18 protein-coding genes and 1 tRNA gene are annotated in these 17,577 nt (G+C 65.9%); 10 read left to right on the forward strand and 9 right to left on the reverse strand.

The features are described 5' to 3' along the window. From AC1D0P_RS12010 to cysS, 7 genes are all read right to left on the reverse strand, one after another. On the reverse strand, nucleotides 1-443 hold a 443-nt coding region (locus AC1D0P_RS12010), incomplete at its 3' end, for an SRPBCC domain-containing protein (RefSeq protein WP_477676943.1). A 208-nt stretch (nucleotides 444-651) separates the two neighbouring features. Beyond that, nucleotides 652-744: transfer RNA gene (locus tag AC1D0P_RS12015), tRNA-Ser, on the reverse strand. A 35-nt stretch (nucleotides 745-779) separates the two neighbouring features. Beyond that, nucleotides 780-2,048: an aspartate kinase gene (locus AC1D0P_RS12020; RefSeq protein ID WP_477676944.1), complete on the reverse strand. Its 1,269-nt coding sequence runs from the start codon at nucleotides 2,046-2,048 to the stop codon at nucleotides 780-782. A gap of 133 nt (nucleotides 2,049-2,181) precedes the next feature. Further along, entirely contained in the window at nucleotides 2,182-3,141 is a 960-nt protein-coding gene (gene tilS, locus AC1D0P_RS12025) for a tRNA lysidine(34) synthetase TilS (protein WP_477676945.1), read from the reverse strand. A 27-nt stretch (nucleotides 3,142-3,168) separates the two neighbouring features. Then, entirely contained in the window at nucleotides 3,169-4,146 is a 978-nt protein-coding gene (locus AC1D0P_RS12030; RefSeq protein WP_477655711.1) for an acetyl-CoA carboxylase carboxyltransferase subunit alpha, read from the reverse strand. A gap of 27 nt (nucleotides 4,147-4,173) precedes the next feature. Beyond that, a complete protein-coding gene (locus tag AC1D0P_RS12035; protein WP_477676946.1) occupies nucleotides 4,174-4,881 on the reverse strand; it encodes a DNA-3-methyladenine glycosylase family protein in 708 nt (235 codons plus the stop codon). A gap of 61 nt (nucleotides 4,882-4,942) precedes the next feature. Beyond that, nucleotides 4,943-6,319 carry a cysteine--tRNA ligase gene (gene cysS, locus AC1D0P_RS12040; protein ID WP_477676947.1) on the reverse strand — a complete coding sequence of 459 codons (1,377 nt, stop codon included), beginning with the start codon at nucleotides 6,317-6,319 and terminating at the stop codon, nucleotides 4,943-4,945. Between the two features lie 320 nt (nucleotides 6,320-6,639). On the opposite strand from cysS, the gene AC1D0P_RS12045 reads away from it, so the two are divergent. The 10 genes from AC1D0P_RS12045 to AC1D0P_RS12090 all read left to right on the forward strand — a co-directional run bounded on the left by AC1D0P_RS12045 (nucleotide 6,640) and on the right by AC1D0P_RS12090 (nucleotide 15,071). Further along, nucleotides 6,640-7,698 carry a L,D-transpeptidase Cds6 family protein gene (locus tag AC1D0P_RS12045; RefSeq protein ID WP_477676948.1) on the forward strand — a complete coding sequence of 353 codons (1,059 nt, stop codon included), beginning with the start codon at nucleotides 6,640-6,642 and terminating at the stop codon, nucleotides 7,696-7,698. A gap of 87 nt (nucleotides 7,699-7,785) precedes the next feature. After that, nucleotides 7,786-9,024: a L,D-transpeptidase family protein gene (locus AC1D0P_RS12050; RefSeq protein WP_477676949.1), complete on the forward strand. Its 1,239-nt coding sequence runs from the start codon at nucleotides 7,786-7,788 to the stop codon at nucleotides 9,022-9,024. Next, nucleotides 9,024-9,719 (forward strand): peptidylprolyl isomerase, encoded by a 696-nt coding sequence (locus AC1D0P_RS12055; protein WP_477676950.1) that lies wholly within the window; start codon nucleotides 9,024-9,026, stop codon nucleotides 9,717-9,719. The genes AC1D0P_RS12050 and AC1D0P_RS12055 overlap by 1 nt, the downstream gene beginning before the upstream one ends. 34 nt (nucleotides 9,720-9,753) lie before the next feature. After that, nucleotides 9,754-10,263: a peptidylprolyl isomerase gene (locus AC1D0P_RS12060; protein WP_436153974.1), complete on the forward strand. Its 510-nt coding sequence runs from the start codon at nucleotides 9,754-9,756 to the stop codon at nucleotides 10,261-10,263. 15 nt (nucleotides 10,264-10,278) lie between these two features. After that, complete coding sequence (locus AC1D0P_RS12065) at nucleotides 10,279-11,082, forward strand: UDP-2,3-diacylglucosamine diphosphatase (RefSeq protein WP_477676951.1); 804 nt, start codon at nucleotides 10,279-10,281, stop codon at nucleotides 11,080-11,082. A 52-nt stretch (nucleotides 11,083-11,134) separates the two neighbouring features. Further along, nucleotides 11,135-11,905, forward strand: coding sequence for a M90 family metallopeptidase (locus AC1D0P_RS12070; RefSeq protein ID WP_477676952.1), 771 nt, complete (start codon nucleotides 11,135-11,137; stop codon nucleotides 11,903-11,905). Nucleotides 11,906-12,035: 130 nt separating this feature from the next. Then, nucleotides 12,036-12,905, forward strand: a complete 870-nt coding sequence (locus AC1D0P_RS12075; RefSeq protein ID WP_477676953.1) for a hypothetical protein — start codon at nucleotides 12,036-12,038, stop codon at nucleotides 12,903-12,905. A gap of 53 nt (nucleotides 12,906-12,958) precedes the next feature. Further along, complete coding sequence (locus tag AC1D0P_RS12080; protein ID WP_477676954.1) at nucleotides 12,959-13,570, forward strand: sigma-70 family RNA polymerase sigma factor; 612 nt, start codon at nucleotides 12,959-12,961, stop codon at nucleotides 13,568-13,570. Nucleotides 13,571-14,056: 486 nt separating this feature from the next. After that, nucleotides 14,057-14,470, forward strand: a complete 414-nt coding sequence (locus AC1D0P_RS12085) for an ankyrin repeat domain-containing protein (protein WP_477676955.1) — start codon at nucleotides 14,057-14,059, stop codon at nucleotides 14,468-14,470. A gap of 79 nt (nucleotides 14,471-14,549) precedes the next feature. Beyond that, nucleotides 14,550-15,071 carry a DUF4337 domain-containing protein gene (locus AC1D0P_RS12090; protein WP_477676956.1) on the forward strand — a complete coding sequence of 174 codons (522 nt, stop codon included), beginning with the start codon at nucleotides 14,550-14,552 and terminating at the stop codon, nucleotides 15,069-15,071. Nucleotides 15,072-15,108: 37 nt separating this feature from the next. Here AC1D0P_RS12090 and trhA read toward each other — a convergent pair whose 3' ends face one another. Both trhA and AC1D0P_RS12100 read right to left on the reverse strand, forming a co-directional pair. Next, the gene (trhA, locus tag AC1D0P_RS12095) at nucleotides 15,109-15,786 is read right to left on the reverse strand and encodes a PAQR family membrane homeostasis protein TrhA (RefSeq protein WP_477676957.1); all 678 of its coding nucleotides are present in this window, start codon (nucleotides 15,784-15,786) and stop codon (nucleotides 15,109-15,111) included. Then, nucleotides 15,783-17,577 (reverse strand): DUF349 domain-containing protein (locus AC1D0P_RS12100; RefSeq protein ID WP_477676958.1); only part of this gene is annotated, 1,795 nt, incomplete at its 5' end. The genes AC1D0P_RS12100 and trhA, both read right to left, overlap by 4 nt.

Here is a 17,577-nt window from a genome sequence, read left to right on the forward strand (position 1 = left end):
CGGTAAATCAATTCCGCCTTGTCTTTCACCAGACTTGCCGAGGCCCCTGTTTCGAGAAGGACCTTCAGGTCACACAAGACGATGCTGAATCCCTCGGTGGCATTGACCACCGGGTCTACGCCGCCGTTGCGCTCAAAGCCCCGCACCTCCACACTGGCGGTCGTGATGCCTGGCCGCTCCTCGGCAAATTTCATGTCAACGTCCAGTCCGCCCTCGGACCAGGTGAAGGCGATGCGGCGCGGCGCATCGAAGGCAGTGACCTGCACGCGTTCCGTGACGCCGGGCACCATGAATTCCCACTCGACCTGGGCGCCCTGCGCTAGCGGACCGGTGGTGTGTTTCAGCCAGAATTTTTTGATGAATTCGGGTTGGACGAAGGCATTGAATACGTCTGATGCGGGACGCCGAATGAGCATCTCCGCCCGGGCAATTAACTCAGCCATGAAAGCCTCCTTCAAACAGGTACGCGCTGAATGATCTGCAGGATCCATGCTATTGACGGCGAGGACCCGGTCTGTCGGATGGACCCGATGCCTTTGTAGGGAATACGCCCGTCCCGGACGAGGAAACCCGCGCCACGAATAAGCGCAGGGAAATCAGGCGGGCATAAAAAAACCGACTCTGCCCCATGCGGGAGAGAGTCGGTAGTCTTGGCGGAAACGGAGGGATTCGAACCCTCGATGAGGCTCTACACCCCATACTCCCTTAGCAGGGGAGCACCTTCGGCCACTCGGTCACGTTTCCAATAAATCGATTATCTCACGACTTGCCGGCCATTTTCAGGCGGAAGGCTGGTCCAGGTCAAAAGCCTTGTGCAGGGCGCGCACCGCGAGTTCCATGTACTTCTCGTCGATGACCACGGAGGTCTTGATCTCGCTGGTGGAGATCATCTGGATGTTGATGCCCTCCTCGCTCAGCACGCGGAACATCTTGCTGGCGATGCCGACGTGGCTGCGCATGCCGATGCCGACGATGCTGACCTTGCAGATCTTGGCATCGCCGGTAACTTCCTGCGCGCCCAGCTTGGGGAGCACCTGGGTCTTGAGCAGGTCGACGGCCTTCGAATAGTCGTTGCGGTGGACGGTGAAGCTGAAGTCGGTCTTGCCGTCCTTGCTGATGTTCTGGATGATGACGTCGACTTCGATGTTGGCGTCGGCCACCGCGCCCAGGATCTGGTAGGCGATGCCGGGGGTGTCGGGCACGCCGAGCACGGAGATTTTGGCTTCATCGCGGTTGAAAGCGATGCCCGATACGATGGCTTGTTCCATGTTTTCGTCTTCCTCAAAGCTGATCAAAGTGCCTGACTTGGCCTCTTCGTTGATGTCGATGTCCCACTCGGTGAAGCTGGACAGCACGCGCAGCGGCACCTTGTACTTGCCGGCGAATTCCACCGAACGGATCTGCAGCACCTTGGAGCCCATGGAGGCCATCTCCAGCATCTCCTCGAAGCTCACGGTATGCAGGCGCCGCGCTTCGGGCACGACGCGCGGGTCGGTGGTGTACACGCCGTCGACGTCGGTGTAGATCAGGCATTCGTGCGCCTTGAGCGCGGCGGCGATGGCGACTGCCGAAGTGTCGGAGCCGCCGCGGCCCAGCGTGGTAACGTWGCCGCCCTCGTCCACGCCCTGGAAGCCGGTGATGATGACGACCTTGCCGGCGTCCAGGTCGGCGCGCACGCGTTCGTCGTCGATGGACTCGATGCGGGCCTTGGTGTAGGCGTTGTTGGTCTTGATGGTGACCTGCCAGCCGGCATAGCTCACGGCCTGCATGCCCTCGGCCTGCAGCGCGATGGCCAGCAGCGCGCTGGAAGCCTGCTCGCCGGTGGCCGCCAGGGCGTCGAGTTCGCGGCTGTAGGCGTCGCCGGCTTTGGCAGGCGCCAGTTCCTTGGCCAGGCCCAGCAGACGGTTGGTTTCGCCACTCATGGCGCTGGGGACAACGACCATCTGGTGGCCGGCCCGCGCCCACTTGGCCACACGTTTGGCCACGTTGCGGATACGCTCTGTCGAGCCCATCGACGTGCCGCCATATTTATGAACGATCAATGCCATTTTCAGGGGGTCAATCAGGAAGTTGTTGCGAATTTTTGGGTGGCCGTTACCGGCAAAAAACGCTGTTTGACAGGCTTTTAGCGGCTCTGCAGCGCCAGCAAAGCCTTCAATTATACCTAGGACTACTACCTGGTTAAGCGGGCTTATCAGCCGCCGCCTCGTAGCGCAGCACCGCGCCGGCCCTCGTGACGTGGCCGGTCGCCACCTTGAGATGGATGCGGTGGCCACGCGTGGTGCAGGCGGCAATCTGCGACAACAATTGCTCGAGCTGCGCGGCGCTGGGCGTGGCGCCGTGGGACTCCAGCAGCCAGTGGCGCAGCACATTGGCCTGGCGCGGCGCGGAAAGTGCCTGCAGGGCGTGGAGCGCGGGCGGCACGCCGACGCTCGTCAGGTCCTCGCGGGCCACCTCGGCCAGCAAGGCCTGCGCCTGGGCGGCATGCTGGGCACTGCGGGCGAAGGTTTCGCGAAACTGCGGAAAGGATTCGGCCAGGGCCGGCAACAGGCGGGCACGGATGCGGTTGCGGGTATAGCGTTCGTCGCTGTTGGTCGGGTCGTCGACAAACGGGATTTCCTGTTCGACCAGCCAGCCCCGCAACGCTGCCGCGGGAATTTGCAGCAGCGGCCGCAGGAACAGCACACCACCGCGCTCAAAGCGCGCCGCCATCGAGGACAGGCCCGGCAGGCCCGCACCGCGGCTCAGCGCCAGCAGCAGGGTCTCGACCTGGTCGTCGGCATGCTGGCCCAGCAGCACCGCCGCCAGGCCTTTTTCGGTGGCGGCCTGGGCCAGTGCGGCATAACGCGCCAGCCGCGCGGCATCCTCTGGGCTCTGACCGGCCGCGTTGCCGGCCTGCACGCGCAGCACCTCAAGCGGGACGTTCAGGCGCGCGCAAGTGGCCTCGCACACACGCACAAACTCCTCGGCGGCGGCCTGCAGGCCGTGGTGGATGTGCAGGGCCGTCACCTGCCCGGGCCAGCGTTGCGCGGCCGCCAGCAGCAAGGCCGTGGAATCGGCGCCGCCGCTGTAGGCCACGCCCAGCGGCAAAACGGGATCAAGGGAGTCCAGCGCTGCCAGCGCCGGGTTGGGGTTGCTCACGCCGTGCCTGGCGCGCAGCCAGCCGGCTTATTTGGCGTCGGCTTTGGTGTCGGTAAAACGGCCATAGCTTTGCAGGCGTTCATAGCGGCGGTCCAGCAGTTCCTTGACCTTCAGGTCGCTGACCTGGCGGAAGGCGTCGTTGAGGGCACGCTTGAGGAAGGCCGCCATCTGCTTGTGGTCGCGGTGCGCGCCGCCCACGGGCTCGTTGACGATCTTGTCGATCACGCCCAGGGCCTTGAGCCGGTGCGCGGTGATGCCCAACGCCTCGGCGGCTTCCTGCGCCTTGTCGGAGGTCTTCCAGAGGATGGAGGCGCAGCCTTCGGGGCTGATGACGGAGTAAATCGAATACTGCAGCATCACGACCTGGTCGGCCACCGAAATGGCCAGTGCGCCGCCGGAGCCGCCTTCGCCGATGATGGTGGTGATGATGGGCACTTCGAGCTGCGCCATCTCGAAGATGTTGCGGCCAATGGCCTCGGATTGGCCGCGCTCTTCGGCGTCGATGCCGGGATAGGCGCCAGGCGTGTCGACGAAGGTGAACACCGGCAGCTTGAACTTCTCGGCGGTTTTCATCAGGCGCAGCGCCTTGCGGTAACCCTCGGGCTTGCTCATGCCGAAGTTGCGCAGGCCGCGCTCTTTGGTGTCGCGGCCCTTCTGGTGGCCCAGCACCATGCAGGCGGTGCCGTTGAAACGGGCCAGGCCGCCGACGATGGAGAGATCGTCGGAGAAGTGCCGATCGCCGTGCAACTCCACGAAATCGGTGAAGATTTCGTTAATGTAGTCCAGGGTGTAGGGACGCTCGGCGTGGCGGGCGATCTTGGTGATCTGCCAGGGCGTCAGGTCGCTGTAGATATCTTTGGTGAGCTGCTGGCTCTTTTTGGCCAGTTGGTCTATCTCTTCGGAGATATCGACGGCCGACTCGGTCTGTACGTAGCGCAGTTCTTCGATTTTTCCTTCGAGTTCCGCGATCGGTTGCTCGAAATCAAGAAAGGTCTTCTTCGCCATGTGCTGCTCCTCAAGGCTTCCTGAAACTTAAATCTGCTCGGTACCCGCGGGGGTACCCAGGACCGGTAATGGGTCCAAAGAGCGCCAAATATACCAAGTTGCGACGCTGCAGTACGGCGCCCAGGCGGCGGCTACCTCGCGCGCGTCGCTGCGGCTGACCGATTCGCCGGAAAAATAGTTCTGGCTGATGCCGCTGATCAGCCCGACATCGTCCAGCGGCAGGACGTTGGGACGCATCAGGTAGAAGATCAAAAACATCTCGGCCGTCCAGCGGCCGATGCCGCGGATCGCCACCAACTCGGCGATGATGGCCTCATCGTCCATGGACTGCCAGTCCTTCACGTGCACAGTGCCGGCATCGAAGTTGATGGCCAGGTCGACCAGGTATTCAACCTTGCGCGAACTCAGGCCCGCGGCCCGCATGTCGTCGACCTTGAGCCTGAGCACATTGGCCGGCGTCATTTTTTTGGGCAGGGCCTGAAAACGGTGCCAGACGGTCTGCGCGGCCTTGACCGAGATCTGCTGCCCCACGATGCTGCGCGCCAGGGTGCCGAAGGCGTCACCGCGGGCCTGCAGGCAGGCGTCGCCGAACTGCGGGATCAACCGCTTCATGACCCGGTCTTTTTTGACCAGGTGCTTGCAGGCCTCGGCCCAGTAGGCGGGAACCGCGGCGACCGGGCCCGGCACGTCGGCCAGCTCGGCGCTGGCGGGGCCGCTTTTGACGACCTGCTTCATGGCGCCCTGCGCAATGTTTGCGGGGTTGACAAGGGCTCGCGGCCGGGCGTGTAGTCAAAGGTCACGACTGGGCCTCCCAGGTGGTGCCTGCGGCGGAGTCCTTGAGCACAATGCCCTGGGCCAGCAAATCCTGGCGGATACGGTCGGCTTCGGCAAAGTTTTTGGCGGCCTTGGCGGTGGCGCGCTGCGCGATCAGGCCCTGGATGCTGGCTTCGTCCAGGCCGGCACCGGCCTGCAGGTAAGCGCCGGGCTCACCCTGCAGCAGGCCCAGGCAGGCGCCCAGACTCTTGAGCAGCCCCGCCAGCGCGGGCGAGCGCGTCTTGTTGACTTCACCGGCCAGGTCGAACAGCACGGCCACCGCCTCGGGCGTGCCGAAATCCTCGTCCATGGCGGCCTTGAAGCGGGCGGCAAACGGGCTGGCCCAATCGATGGCGACAGCGTCCGCCGTGACTCCAGCCAGCGCGGTGTACAGGCGCTTGAGCGCGTTGCGGGCGTCGTCCAGGTGGGCGTCGCTGTAGTTGAGGGCGCTGCGGTAATGCGTGCGCACCAGGAAGAAACGGATGGTCTCGGCGTCGTACTGGGTCAGCACTTCGCGGATGGTGAAGAAGTTGCCCAGCGACTTGGACATTTTTTCGTTGTCCACGCGCACAAAGCCGTTGTGCACCCAGAAGCGGGCCAGCGGCTTGCCGTTTGCGCCCTCGCTCTGGGCAATCTCGTTTTCGTGGTGCGGGAACTGCAGGTCGGCGCCGCCGCCGTGCAGGTCGAAGGTCTCGCCCAGGGTCTGGCAGCTCATGGCCGAGCACTCGATGTGCCAGCCGGGACGGCCGGGGCCGTAGTCGCTGGGCCACTTGGCGTCGTCGGGCTCGGTGGGTTTGGCGCTCTTCCAGAGCACGAAGTCCAGCGGGTCGTCCTTGCCGTCCAATACCGCCACGCGCTCGCCGGCCCGCAACTCGTCCAGCGACTTGCCGGAGAGCTTGCCGTAGCCCGGGAATTTGCGAACCGAATAATTCATGTCGCCGCTGGAGCCGCGGTAAGCCAGTCCCTTTTTCTCCAGGGTGCCGATCATGGCCAGCATCTGCGGCACGTACTCGGTGGCGCGCGGCTCAAGTGACGGCGGCTCCATGCCCAGCGCGCCTATGTCCTGGTGCATGGCCTGGATCATCTCGTCGGTCAGCGCCCGGATGGTGATGCCGCGTTCGACCGCCCGCTTGATGATCTTGTCGTCGATGTCCGTGATGTTGCGCACATAGGTCACGCGCAGGCCGCTGGCCTTGAACCAGCGCTGCACCACGTCGAAGGCCATCATCATGCGCGCATGGCCGATGTGGCACAGGTCGTAAATCGTCATGCCGCAGACATACATGCGCACATGGCCGGGTTCCAGGGGGGAAAATTCTTCCACGGCACGCGACAGCGTGTTGTAAATGCGAAGGCTCATGAAAATTGGGGTGGCGGGRGACGTCGGTCGAAAACCGACTATCGGTCGGACAAGGAAACAGGAAGGTTTATCTCACGGATGCCGGGAGCGGACAAGGGCCGATCGGCGTACGCGCCAAAACGTGCGATAAAAAGGAAAAGTACGGAATCCGGGCGGCCATGGACTATACCCCCTCAGCTACAATCAGCCAGTATATCCAGCCCGATGGACAACATTCAGCGGCCCCTTCGGCCACCTGAAAAGCCGGGCTGTTTGGAGCGATTTTCTGCCCATGGCCATCAAACGGCCCCAGGGGACCCAAAACAATAGCGAGAGTTCTTATGCCCACGCAAAACTTTTTTAAACGCAAACCCCTGTCAGCCACGCTGCGCCTGCTCGTGGTGGCGGCCGCACTGTCGATGTCCGCAGCCCACGCCGACGACTACGCCGATGTCAGCCGCCTGATGCGCGCCGGCCAGTATCCCGAGGCACTCGCCAAGGTCGACCAGTACCTCGCCAGCAAACCGCGCGACCCGCAAATGCGTTTCTTCAAGGGCGTGATCCAGACCGAAACCGGCAAGACCAACGACGCGATCGCCACCTTCACCAAGATCACCGAGGACTATCCCGAACTCCCCGAGCCCTACAACAACATGGCCGTCCTGTACGCCGGCCAGAGCCAGTTCGACAAGGCCCGCGCCGCGCTGGAAATGGCCATACGCACCAACCCCAGCTACGCCACCGCGCACGAAAACCTCGGCGACGTCTATGCCCGCCTGGCCAGCCAGGCCTACAGCAAGGCGCTGCAACTGGACGGCGGCAATGCGGCCGTCCCGCCCAAGCTGGCCCTGATCCGCAACCTGTTCTCCGCCGACGCCAAAGCCCAGCCGCAGGCCGCCGCCAAACCCGCCGCCGGCGCGCAGGCTTCCGGCCCGGTGTCAGCCGCGCCGGCGCCGGCCGCCAAGCCCGCGCCTGCCGCTCCCGTTGTAGTGCCAGCCCCCGCCTCCACGCCAGTTCCAGCCGCACCGGCTCCTACGCCCGTACCCGCCGCCGCGACCGGCTCCGAGAAAGAAGTCGAAGCCGCCGTGAACGCCTGGGCCCAGGCCTGGTCCAACAAGGACATGAGCGGCTACCTCGGCAGCTACGGCCAGAGTTTCGACCCGCCCGGCAAGCAGGCCCGCAAAGCCTGGGAAGAAGACCGCCGCGCACGCATCGTCGGCAAATCCAAAATCAACGTGAAGCTGTCCAGCCTGTCCATCGCGGTGCAGGGCGCCAAGGCCACGGCCCGGTTCAAACAGGACTACAGCGCCGATTCGCTGAACATCTCCAGCCGCAAGACCCTGGACCTCGCCAAGGTCGGTGATCGCTGGGTGATCGTCAAGGAATCCACGGGCGGTTGATCGCCGGCGGCCGACCTGACCCCCGTGCATTGCCCTGCCCGTCCTCGCCTCCTCTTCACCGGCCGGCAACCCGTTTTGGAAACCAGCATGAAGAAGGTGCTCACAGCCCTTTTTTTCATGGCCCCTTGCCTGGTGCCGGCGCTTGCGCCCGCCCGCGCGGAAGCCGCCGTCAAGGCCACGGCGCGCGCCACCACTGCGCCGCAACGCGAGCCGCGCGACGGCGAAGCCGAAGCCCGGCTGATTGAAATCTACAAGCTGATAGGCCAGGCCAATCCACGCGAAGCATTGCGCAAGGCCGAAAGCCTGGTCAAGGACCACCCCAACTTCCAGCTCGCGCAACTGGTCTACGGCGACCTGCTGGCCGGCTTCACACGCCCGCTGCGCGCACCCGGTGACTTGCCCGAAATCACCGCCAGCAAAGCCGCGGCCCCGCTGCTGGCCGAGCTGCGCCAGGAGTCGCTGCTGCGGCTGCGCGCGCTGCGCGAACGCCCGGCGCCGGGCACCGTGCCCTCGCAGTTCCTGGCCCTGTCGCCGCGCAACAAGCACGCGATCGCCGTCGACGCCTCCAGGTCGCGCCTGTACCTGTTTGAAAACACCGCCACCGGCATCAAGCTGGTGGCCGACTACTACATCTCGGTCGGCAAGTCCGGCATCGAAAAATCCGTCGAAGGCGACCTGCGCACGCCGGTCGGGGTGTACTTCATCACCAGCAACCTGAACCCGAAATCGCTGCGCGACTTCTACGGCTCGGGCGCGCTGCCCATCAACTACCCCAACCAGCTCGACGTCAAGCGCGGGAAAACCGGCGGCGGCATCTGGCTGCACGGCACGCCGCCGGCGCAATTTTCGCGGGCGCCGCTGTCCACCGACGGCTGCGTGGTGCTGGCCAACCCCGACCTGGAGCGCATCATCCGCACCGTCGAGGTGCGCAGCACGCCCGTCGTCATCGCGCACAACCTCAAATGGGTGGCGCCGCAATCGCTCACGGCCGACAGCAAGTCCTTTGAAAGCGTGCTGCAGGGCTGGCACAGCGCCAAGTCCAGCGGCGACATCGCCAGGCTCACCGCCTGGTACACCCCCGACTTCACGAGCTACGGCAAGACCCTGGCCGAATGGACACCGGCCCTGCAGACCGAGATCAAGCAACTGGGCGGGCGCGACATCCAGCTCAAGGACGTGTCTTACCTGCGCTGGACCGACAGCACCGACACGATGGTGGTAACCTTTGGCGAGCTGGTCAAAGGCGCCAAGACAGGCCGCACCAAACGCCAGTACTGGGTCCGCCAGGGCAGCCAGTGGAAAATATTCTTTGAAGGAACCATTTGATGGCAGTTCACCCCGCCTTTTTGCCCCTGCGCCGCGCCTTGCTGGCCGCAACCGCGGCAGGCCTGGCCTTCGCGGCCGGCCCGGCGCTCGCGCAAAATGCGCCCAAGGTCAAGTTCGTCACCAGCGAAGGCGATTTCGTGGTCGAGGTCTACCCCGACAAAGCCCCCAAGACCGTGGAAAATTTCCTGCAATACGTCAAGGACAAGCACTACGACGGCACGATTTTTCACCGCGTGATCAGCAACTTCATGGTGCAGGGTGGCGGCTACGACGACACCTATGCCGAGAAGAAAACCCGCCCGCCGGTACCGCATGAGGGCCGCGAGGCGCTCGCCAAAGGCGGCCCCAAAAACGTCGTCGGCACCCTGGCCATGGCGCGCACCAACGACCCCAATTCGGCCTCGTCGCAGTTCTTCATCAACGTGAAGGACAACGACTTCCTGAACCCCACCGTCATCCCGCCCGGCGACCCGGTGCCCAAATTCGAGTACCAGGGCCGCGTCTACGAAAACACGCCGCGCGCGCAACTCATCAACGCGCCCCAGCTCTACGGCTACACCGTGTTCGGCAAGGTCGTCAGCGGCATGGACGTCGTCAACAAAATCAAGTCGGTGCCGACCGGCGCGGGCGGCCCCTTCCCGACCGACGTTCCCAAAACGCCGGTCCTCATCAAATCAGCAACCCTCGTCAATTAATTCATTCATTGACATTCCCCTACAGGACACCATCATGAGCAAACCCAGAGTCGAACTGCACATCGCCGAATACGGCGTCATCACACTGGAACTGGACGATGCCAAGGCGCCCAAGACCGTCGCCAACTTCCTGAACTACGTCAACAAGGGCCACTACGCCAACACCGTGTTCCACCGCGTGATCCCCGGTTTCATGGTGCAGGGCGGCGGTTTCGAGCCCGGCATGAAACAAAAGCCCACCGACGGCGAAATCGAGAACGAAGCCAACAACGGCCTGAAGAACGACAACTACACCGTCGCCATGGCTCGCACCAATGCGCCGCACTCGGCCAGTTCACAGTTCTTCATCAACGTCGCCGACAACGGCTTCCTGAACCACACCGCACCCAGCGCTTCGGGCTGGGGCTATGCCGTGTTCGGCAAGGTGATTGCCGGCACCGACGTGGTCGACAAGATCAAGGCCGTCAAGACCGGCCGCAAAGGCTTCCATGACGACGTCCCGATGGAAGACGTGATCATCCAGAGAGCCATCTCGCTGGACTGAGTGTCCCAGCCGCCGGTGAACACCCCCCAGGCCGTCCCCCAGGTCGCGGAGCTTTTGGCGCCGCCGTCCTGGCGCACGGTCGACTTCATTTCCGACCTGCACCTGCAGGCCGGCGATGCCGCCACCTTCGAAGCCTGGCGGCACTACCTCGAAAGCACGCCCGCCGACGCGGTCTTCATCCTGGGCGACCTGTTTGAAGTCTGGGTCGGTGACGATGCCGTCGGCGAAGACCTGGCCTCTCCCGCCGCCGCTTTTGATGCGCGCTGCGTGCACGCCATGGGCGAAGCCGCCGGCCGGCTGGCGCTGTTCTTCATGCACGGCAACCGCGACTTCCTGGTCGGCCAGGCCCTGATGGACCTGTGCAACACCACCTTGCTGCACGATCCGACCGTGCTTGAGTTTCCCGCGGGCTCGGGCCGGCGCTGGCTGCTCTCGCACGGTGATGCCCTGTGCCTGGACGACACCGACTACATGGAATTCCGCCGGCAGGTGCGCAGCCCCGAGTGGCAGCGCGCCTTCCTGGCCAAGCCGCTGGCCGAGCGCCAGGACATCGCGCGCGCGCTGCGCCGGCAAAGCGAGGCGCGCAAGCAATCAGGCGCGTCCTATGCCGACGTCGATGCCGCGGCTGCCCGCCAGTGGTTGCGCGCGGCAAAGGCCCCCACGCTGATCCACGGACACACCCACAAGCCGGCCCTGCACGACCTTGGCGAGGGCCTCTCGCGCGTGGTGCTCAGCGACTGGGACCTGGCCGCCCCCATGCCACGCGCCGACGTGCTGCGCCTGGGCGCCGGCGGCTTGCAGCGCATTGCCTTGTGCTGACTTCTTTTCATTTTTTGTTTTTCGCCTTGCCCCTGACCAAGACACCCACCCCATGCTGAACTGGTTACGAACGCTGGGGCGCCAGAGCGCCCCCACCAAGACCATTCCCGACACCCTGTGGATGGACACCTTGCTGCAGTTCCCCTTCCTGGCCCGCCGCCCGGTGACCGAACTGCAGCAGCTGCACGAAATGGCCGGGAAATTCCTCAAACAAAAGGAGTTCACCGGCGCCCACGGCCTGCAGGTCACCGACGAAATGGCCGTGGCGATCGCCGCGCAGGCCTGCCTGCCGGTTCTGCACCTGGGCCTGCGCTGGTATGACGACTTCAAGGGCATCGTGGTGCACCCCGGCGCCATGCTGGCGCGCCGCGAAGTCACCGACCAGGCCGGCGTGGTGCACCGCTACAGCGAAACCCTGCTGGGCGAAGCCATGGACGGCGGCCCCGTCACCTTGAGCTGGCAGGAGGTCGCCGCCGCGGGTGGCGCGGCCGAGCACGGGCACAACGTCGTGATCCACGAATTCATCCACAAGATCGACATGCGCGACGGCGCGGCCGACGGCTGCCCGCCTCTCCCCACCCGCAGCGCCCTGAGCGCATGGCACTCGGTGATGCAGCCGGCCTTTGACGAGTTTTGCGAAAAAGTCGCCATGGCCAAGCGTTTCGGCGCCGCGCCGCCGTGGCTGGACGACTACGGCGCGGGCTCCCCGGCCGAGTTTTTCGCCGTGGCCTGCGAGGCCTACTTCGTCAACCGCGAACGTTTCACCCAGGATTTCGCGCCGATGACGGTGTTGTTCGATAAATTCTTCATTCCCGCCAAATAACGAGAGGAAACGGCACCGAAGCCCCGTTTCCGGGGTTTTCCAAGCGGCTCTTGACACCTTCCCAGCCCTCCTTAACCCCTTTCCCCCGCCTGCTTCGTTTCATGGGGCTCCACCACCTTCCGGAGCCCCCATGAAACCCCATCTCCTCCCCGCTTCCATCCTGCTGGCCTTGTCCGCCTGGGCCCTGCCGGCGCAGGCCGTCGGACGCCTGGCCGACATCACCGTGGTAGACCGCAACACCGGCGCCACGCTGCCGCTGTACTACCACCGCGGCGATTACTGGGTGGCCGGCCAGTACGGTGCCAAATATGCGATCGCCGTGCGCAACAAGCTCGGCGAGCGGGTGCTGGCCGTGACCGCCGTCGACGGCGTCAACGTGTTGAGCGGCGAAACCGCCGCCTGGGACCAGACCGGTTATGTGTTTTCACCTTGGCAGCAATACCAGGTGACGGGCTGGCGCAAAAGCAGCAGCGAAGTCGCGGCCTTCGAGTTTTCCGCGCTCGGGGATTCTTACGCCGGCCGCACCGGCAGGCCGGCCAACGTCGGCGTGATCGGCGTGGCGCTCTTTCGCGAACGGCTGCCCGAACCGGTGGCCCAGGCGCCGGCCTATTCCAGCCGCGACCGCAGCGAACGCGAGGCACCCGCCAGCCTGCGCGGCGCCCCTGCCCCGGCGGCCCCCGCAGCGGAATCACTGGCCGATCGCATCATGGGCGGCGCGGACGCATCCGCCTCTGCCGAGGGCTCGCTCAGGAAGCAGCAGGCTGCCCCGATGCCGGCGCCCAAGCTGGGAACCGGCCACGGCGCCCGCGAAAGCTCGGTGGTGTCGCACACCAGCTTCGCGCGCCTGCAGGCCCAGCCCAACGAGGTGATCCGCATCCGTTACGACAGCCGCGAGAACCTGGTTGCCGCCGGTGTGATCCGTGAATCAGTACCGACGATTCCCAGCCCCAATCCTTTCCCGGAATCCCGCAGCTTCTCGTATGTTCCAGATCCCCATTGACGGCGCAACAAGCCGTACACAGTGGGCGACCGTGAGGGCTGATAAAGTGGCGCATGCCCAGTGCGCCCCCGTCCGAAGACGCAGCCGAAGACAGCGACGAATCGCTGATGCTGCGCTATGCGGCCGGCGACATCGCGGCTTTCGATGCGCTTTATGCGCGCCACGAGCTCGGTGTGTGGCGTTATGTGTTTCGCAGCGTGCGGGTGCAGGCGGTGGCCGACGACCTGCTGCAGGACGTGTGGTTTGCCGTGGCCCGCAGCGCGCCCACCTACAAGGTGTCGGCGCGCTTCAAGACCTGGCTGTTCACCATGGCGCACAACCGGTTGATTGATTACTTTCGCACCGCGCGGCACCATGTGAGCATCGACGGCAACGGCGGTGACGACGGTGAGGGCGGCGAGAGCCCCGGCCTGGGCGACACGCTGGCCGCCGATTCGGGCTTCGGCCCCTTGCGCCGGCTGGAGTCCAGCGAGCAGGCGGCGGCCTTGATTGCCGCGGTCGAGCGCCTGCCCCGCGAACAGCGCGAGGCCTTCCTGCTGCAGGCCGAAGCCGGCCTCAGCGTGGACGAGATCGCCGCCGCCACCGGCGTGAATTTCGAGACCGCCAAAAGCCGCCTGCGCTATGCACGAAACAGCCTGCGCCAGCAGCTACAGGAGTTTGCATGACAGAGCCTGACCGCAGCCCGCCCGGCGATGAGCTGATGCAGCGCTACCGCGAAGCCAGCGCGCGGGATGCACGGCGGCCCGGCGCGCACGTGCGGGATGCGGTGCGCGCCCATGCGCAGATGGTGATCGAGGCCGGCAGGCAAACCCCGGCCGCCGGCAGTGGTGCACCCACGCCCCCCGCCGCCAACCAGTCGCGCTGGAAAATCTCCGCCCTGGCCAGCCTGGCGCTGGCCGGCCTGACCGGCCTGCTGGTGCTGCAATTCGACCGCGGCACGGATGAGGAAAAAGACCTGGCCTTCGGCCAGCCCAGCGCGAGCGCACCACCGGCCGCGGCTACCGCTCCATCCACCCCGGCGGCCCCGGCGGCCGCGGACGCTACAGCGCCAGGCCGACTCCGCAGTGGGAGGGCTCACCGCCTCCCCGGCACCTGTACCGCAGGCCGCCCCGGCCCCACCTGCCGTCGCAGCAATTCAGCCCCCTGCTCCCGTGGCTGCACCGGCACCCGCTGCGCCTGCGGCGGCTGCACCCGCCGCAGCCGCGCGTGCCGCTGCGGCGCCGCAAGAGAAACGGGAAAGGCAAGGCCCGCCAGAGGCCCTCTTCCTGAAGGAAGCGCCCGGCATACCCAAACTGGCGGGCGCACTGCAGAAGGCGGCGCGCGCGGGCAATCTGCCGCAAGTGGAGCGCTTGCTCCAACAAGGCGCCGCACTCAATGCAGCCGACTCGGCGGGCCGCACGCCCCTGATACTGGCCGCCATGCAGGGACACACGGCCGTGGTCCAGCGCCTGCTGGCGGCGGGCGCGAACCCAGCGCTGATCGACAACGACGGATTGAATGCGCAGCAGCACGCGCGGCGCCTGGGATTTGACGGGATCGCCCATTTGATCGAAGCGGCGCGCTGACCTCGCGGCCAGGCCTGGCCCCAAGGGCGACGACGCCGACGATGCATCTTTCGCGCAGTACCGCAAGCTCAACCAGTTCGTGGCCATCACGATTGCCCTGCTGGCCACCTTCATGGGCATCTGCAAGGTCAAGGACGACAACATCGTCCAGGCGATGCAGCAGGCGCAGGCCAACAAGCTGGACCACTGGAACTTCTACCAGGCGCGCAATATCCGCGAGGAAGTCGCCAAAGGCACGCTGCTGCAACTGCGGCTGGCCGCCCCGTCACAGCCCGCTTCGGAGCAAGCCAATTACCAGAAGGCGATTGCGCAGTACGAACAGCTGGCTGCCGAGCAAGCCCGAAAAAAAGACGAGCTGAAAACACAAGCCGAGCAGGACCAGAAAGACTATGACGCCGCCAATTTTCGTGATGACCAATTCGACCTGGCCGACGCCCTGCTGGCCATCGCCATTTCGCTGCTGGCCGTCACGGCGCTGACCCATTTCTGGTGGCTCTATTTTCTGGCCCTGGTGCCCACAGGCTTTGGCGTAATGATGGGCCTGGCGGGCCTGGCAGGCTGGGGCATTCACCCCGATACGCTGATCCGGCTGCTGTCCTAGCAGCTCAGGACGGCCTTCAATCCCGGGTAAGGCCAGGCTAGGACGCGTAATACAGCACGGCCACGCAGTGGCAGGCCGTGCCGGCCGCCACGAACAGGTGCCAGATGAAGTGCCCGTAGCGCAGCCTGGAATCGGTGGCGAAGAAACCCACGCCCAGGGTATAGAACAGGCCGCCGGCCACCAGCCAGAACAAGCCCCAGCCCGGGATAAGTTCCAGCATCGGCTTGACGGCGATCACGGCAATCCATCCCATCGCGAGGTAGAGCGCCGTGGACACGCGCGGGTAGCGTATGCCCGCGACGGCCTTCACCGCCACGCCGGCCAGCGCCATGGCCCAGACCAGGCCGAACAGCGTCCAGCCCCAGGGCCCGCGCAGCACGCCCAGCGTGAACGGCGTGTAGGTGCCGGCAATCAGCAGGTAGATCGCGCCATGGTCCAGGACCTGGAACACGCTCTTGGCGCGCGCGGCGCGAACCGTCGGCAGCGCGTGGTACAGCATGGAGGTGAAGTACAGCAGCACCATGGTGGCGGCGAACACCGAGGCGCCCGCAATATCGATGGCATCACCCTGCCGCGCGCTGGCCAGCACCAGGAAAGGCGCGGCCGCCAGCGCGGCGAGCAGCGCCACGCCGTGGCTGACGCTGTTGGCGATTTCCTCGCCCAAGCTCTGCTGTCGCTCCTCCGGCAGCGCCACGGCAGCGGCAACACCGCTCATCGTTTAAGCAGCGCCTTCAGCACGTTCTGCACGCGCCTGGCATTGCCGGCGTCGAAGTCGGCCGCCAGCACCTGGGCCGTGTCTTCGCCCCAGGTCTCGGTCGGCGCGGGCGCGTTGCGTTTGGTCAGCAACTGCAGTTGCAGCATGCGGCGCGCGCTGATGTGCTCGGCCGGCGTGGGCAGGTCGGCGGCGATCTCCAGGCGCAGCAACGCTTCGGAAGCGTCCTTGCCCGAAGGCGTGCTGACGGCCTGCACCCAGCGGCTGCGCACCGCCGGCGGCACGGCCTTGCCGAGTTCCTGCGCGCTGGGCAGTTGTTCCGGGTCGCGTTTTTCCCAGGCGCTGAGCAGGTGCGTCAGCACCTCGCCGTGCGCCTGCATGGCGAGCTTTTTCAGGGCCTGGTTGGCCGCTTCAAAGGCTTCGCGCTGGGCGCGGAAGGCGGCATCGCCCAGGCGCGGGCCGCGCTCTTCAAAGGCCGGCCGGTCGCTGCCACGCGGGCCGCGGTCATCACGGCCCAGGCGGGCGTCGCGGCTGTCGCGGTCGGGGCGGTAGGGTTCGAATTTGTTGTCGGTGCTTTGGCGCGGGCCAGCGGGTTTGCCGCCCGGGCGCGTATCCTTGCGGTCGCCGAACTTGCCGCCGCGCCCCGCAGCCGCGGGCTCGGCCTTTTTCATGCCGGGGCGGTCGTCGCCGCGCCGTGCCACAACAGGCTTGGGCGCGGGCTTGGGTGCGGGTGGCGGCTCGGCGGGCGCGCTGGCCGGTTCGCCGGCTTCGGCGAACTCGGCGGCGGCAGCCGCTTCCGCCTCGGCCGCGGGCTCAGCCAGCGCCTCGGGTGCGGCTTCAGCGGCCTCGCCGGCTGGCGCGACAGGTGCGCTCTCGGATGCGGCCAGCGTGGCCTCCACGGAAGGCGTCGATTCGGCGGGCGCAGCAACAGGCGCCGCAGCCACGGGCACCTGGCCGCGCACGATGGCTTCGAGYGCCTTGGCGGCGGCGTGGATCTTCTGCGCATCGCCGCTGGCGGTGGCGGCTTCCACGGCCTTGGRGGCTTCGAGCACCATGCGGTCGTATTCGCCCAGGGCCGCAGCGGCTTTTTCGCGCTCGGCGGTCTTGCGCTGGAAGGCGTCGTCTATGGGCTTGCGGAACGCATCCCACATCTTCTGTTCCTGCTTGCGCTCGATCGGCACGGCCTGCGCCTCGTGCTGCCAGCGCTGCTGCAGCGACTTGACGGCATCTATGCGCAGCTGCGGCTCGGCGCCCAGCACAGCGGCCTCTTCAATCATGGCCTTGCGGCGCGCGATGCTCTCGGCGCGCGCGGCGGTGAGGCCCGCGTCGGCCTGCTCCATGGCAGCCTTCCACACGGGCTGGATTTCGGCAAAAGCCTTTTCGCCCAGGTGGCCGGCCTCGCGCCATTTCTCGACAAAGCCGTTGAGGCTGCGGATGTGGTGCTTCCAGTCGGTGTTGCCCTTGTTGGCTTCGGCCCAGGCCAGCACTTCGTCGATCAGCAGCTTGCGCTCGGCCTTGACGGCCTCGCTTTGCTCTTTCACTTTCTCGAGCCAGGCCTCGACGACTTTGTGGGCTTCGTTGCAGGCGTCGTCGAAACGCTTCCACAGCGCGTGGTTGGGCGTGCCGCCCTGGTCGCTGGTCTTCCACTGCTCGCGCATGGCGCGCAGGGCTTCCTGCTGTTTGCGCCCGCCCAGCGGCTTGGCCACCAGCGCCTCGGCCTTGACGACCTGTTCCTCGCGGATGTGGTCGGCGCGCCAGCGCTGCCAGCCTTCGAGCTCGCCGGCGGCTGTGAGC

The organism is Polaromonas sp. P1_G2 (assembly GCF_056405515.1).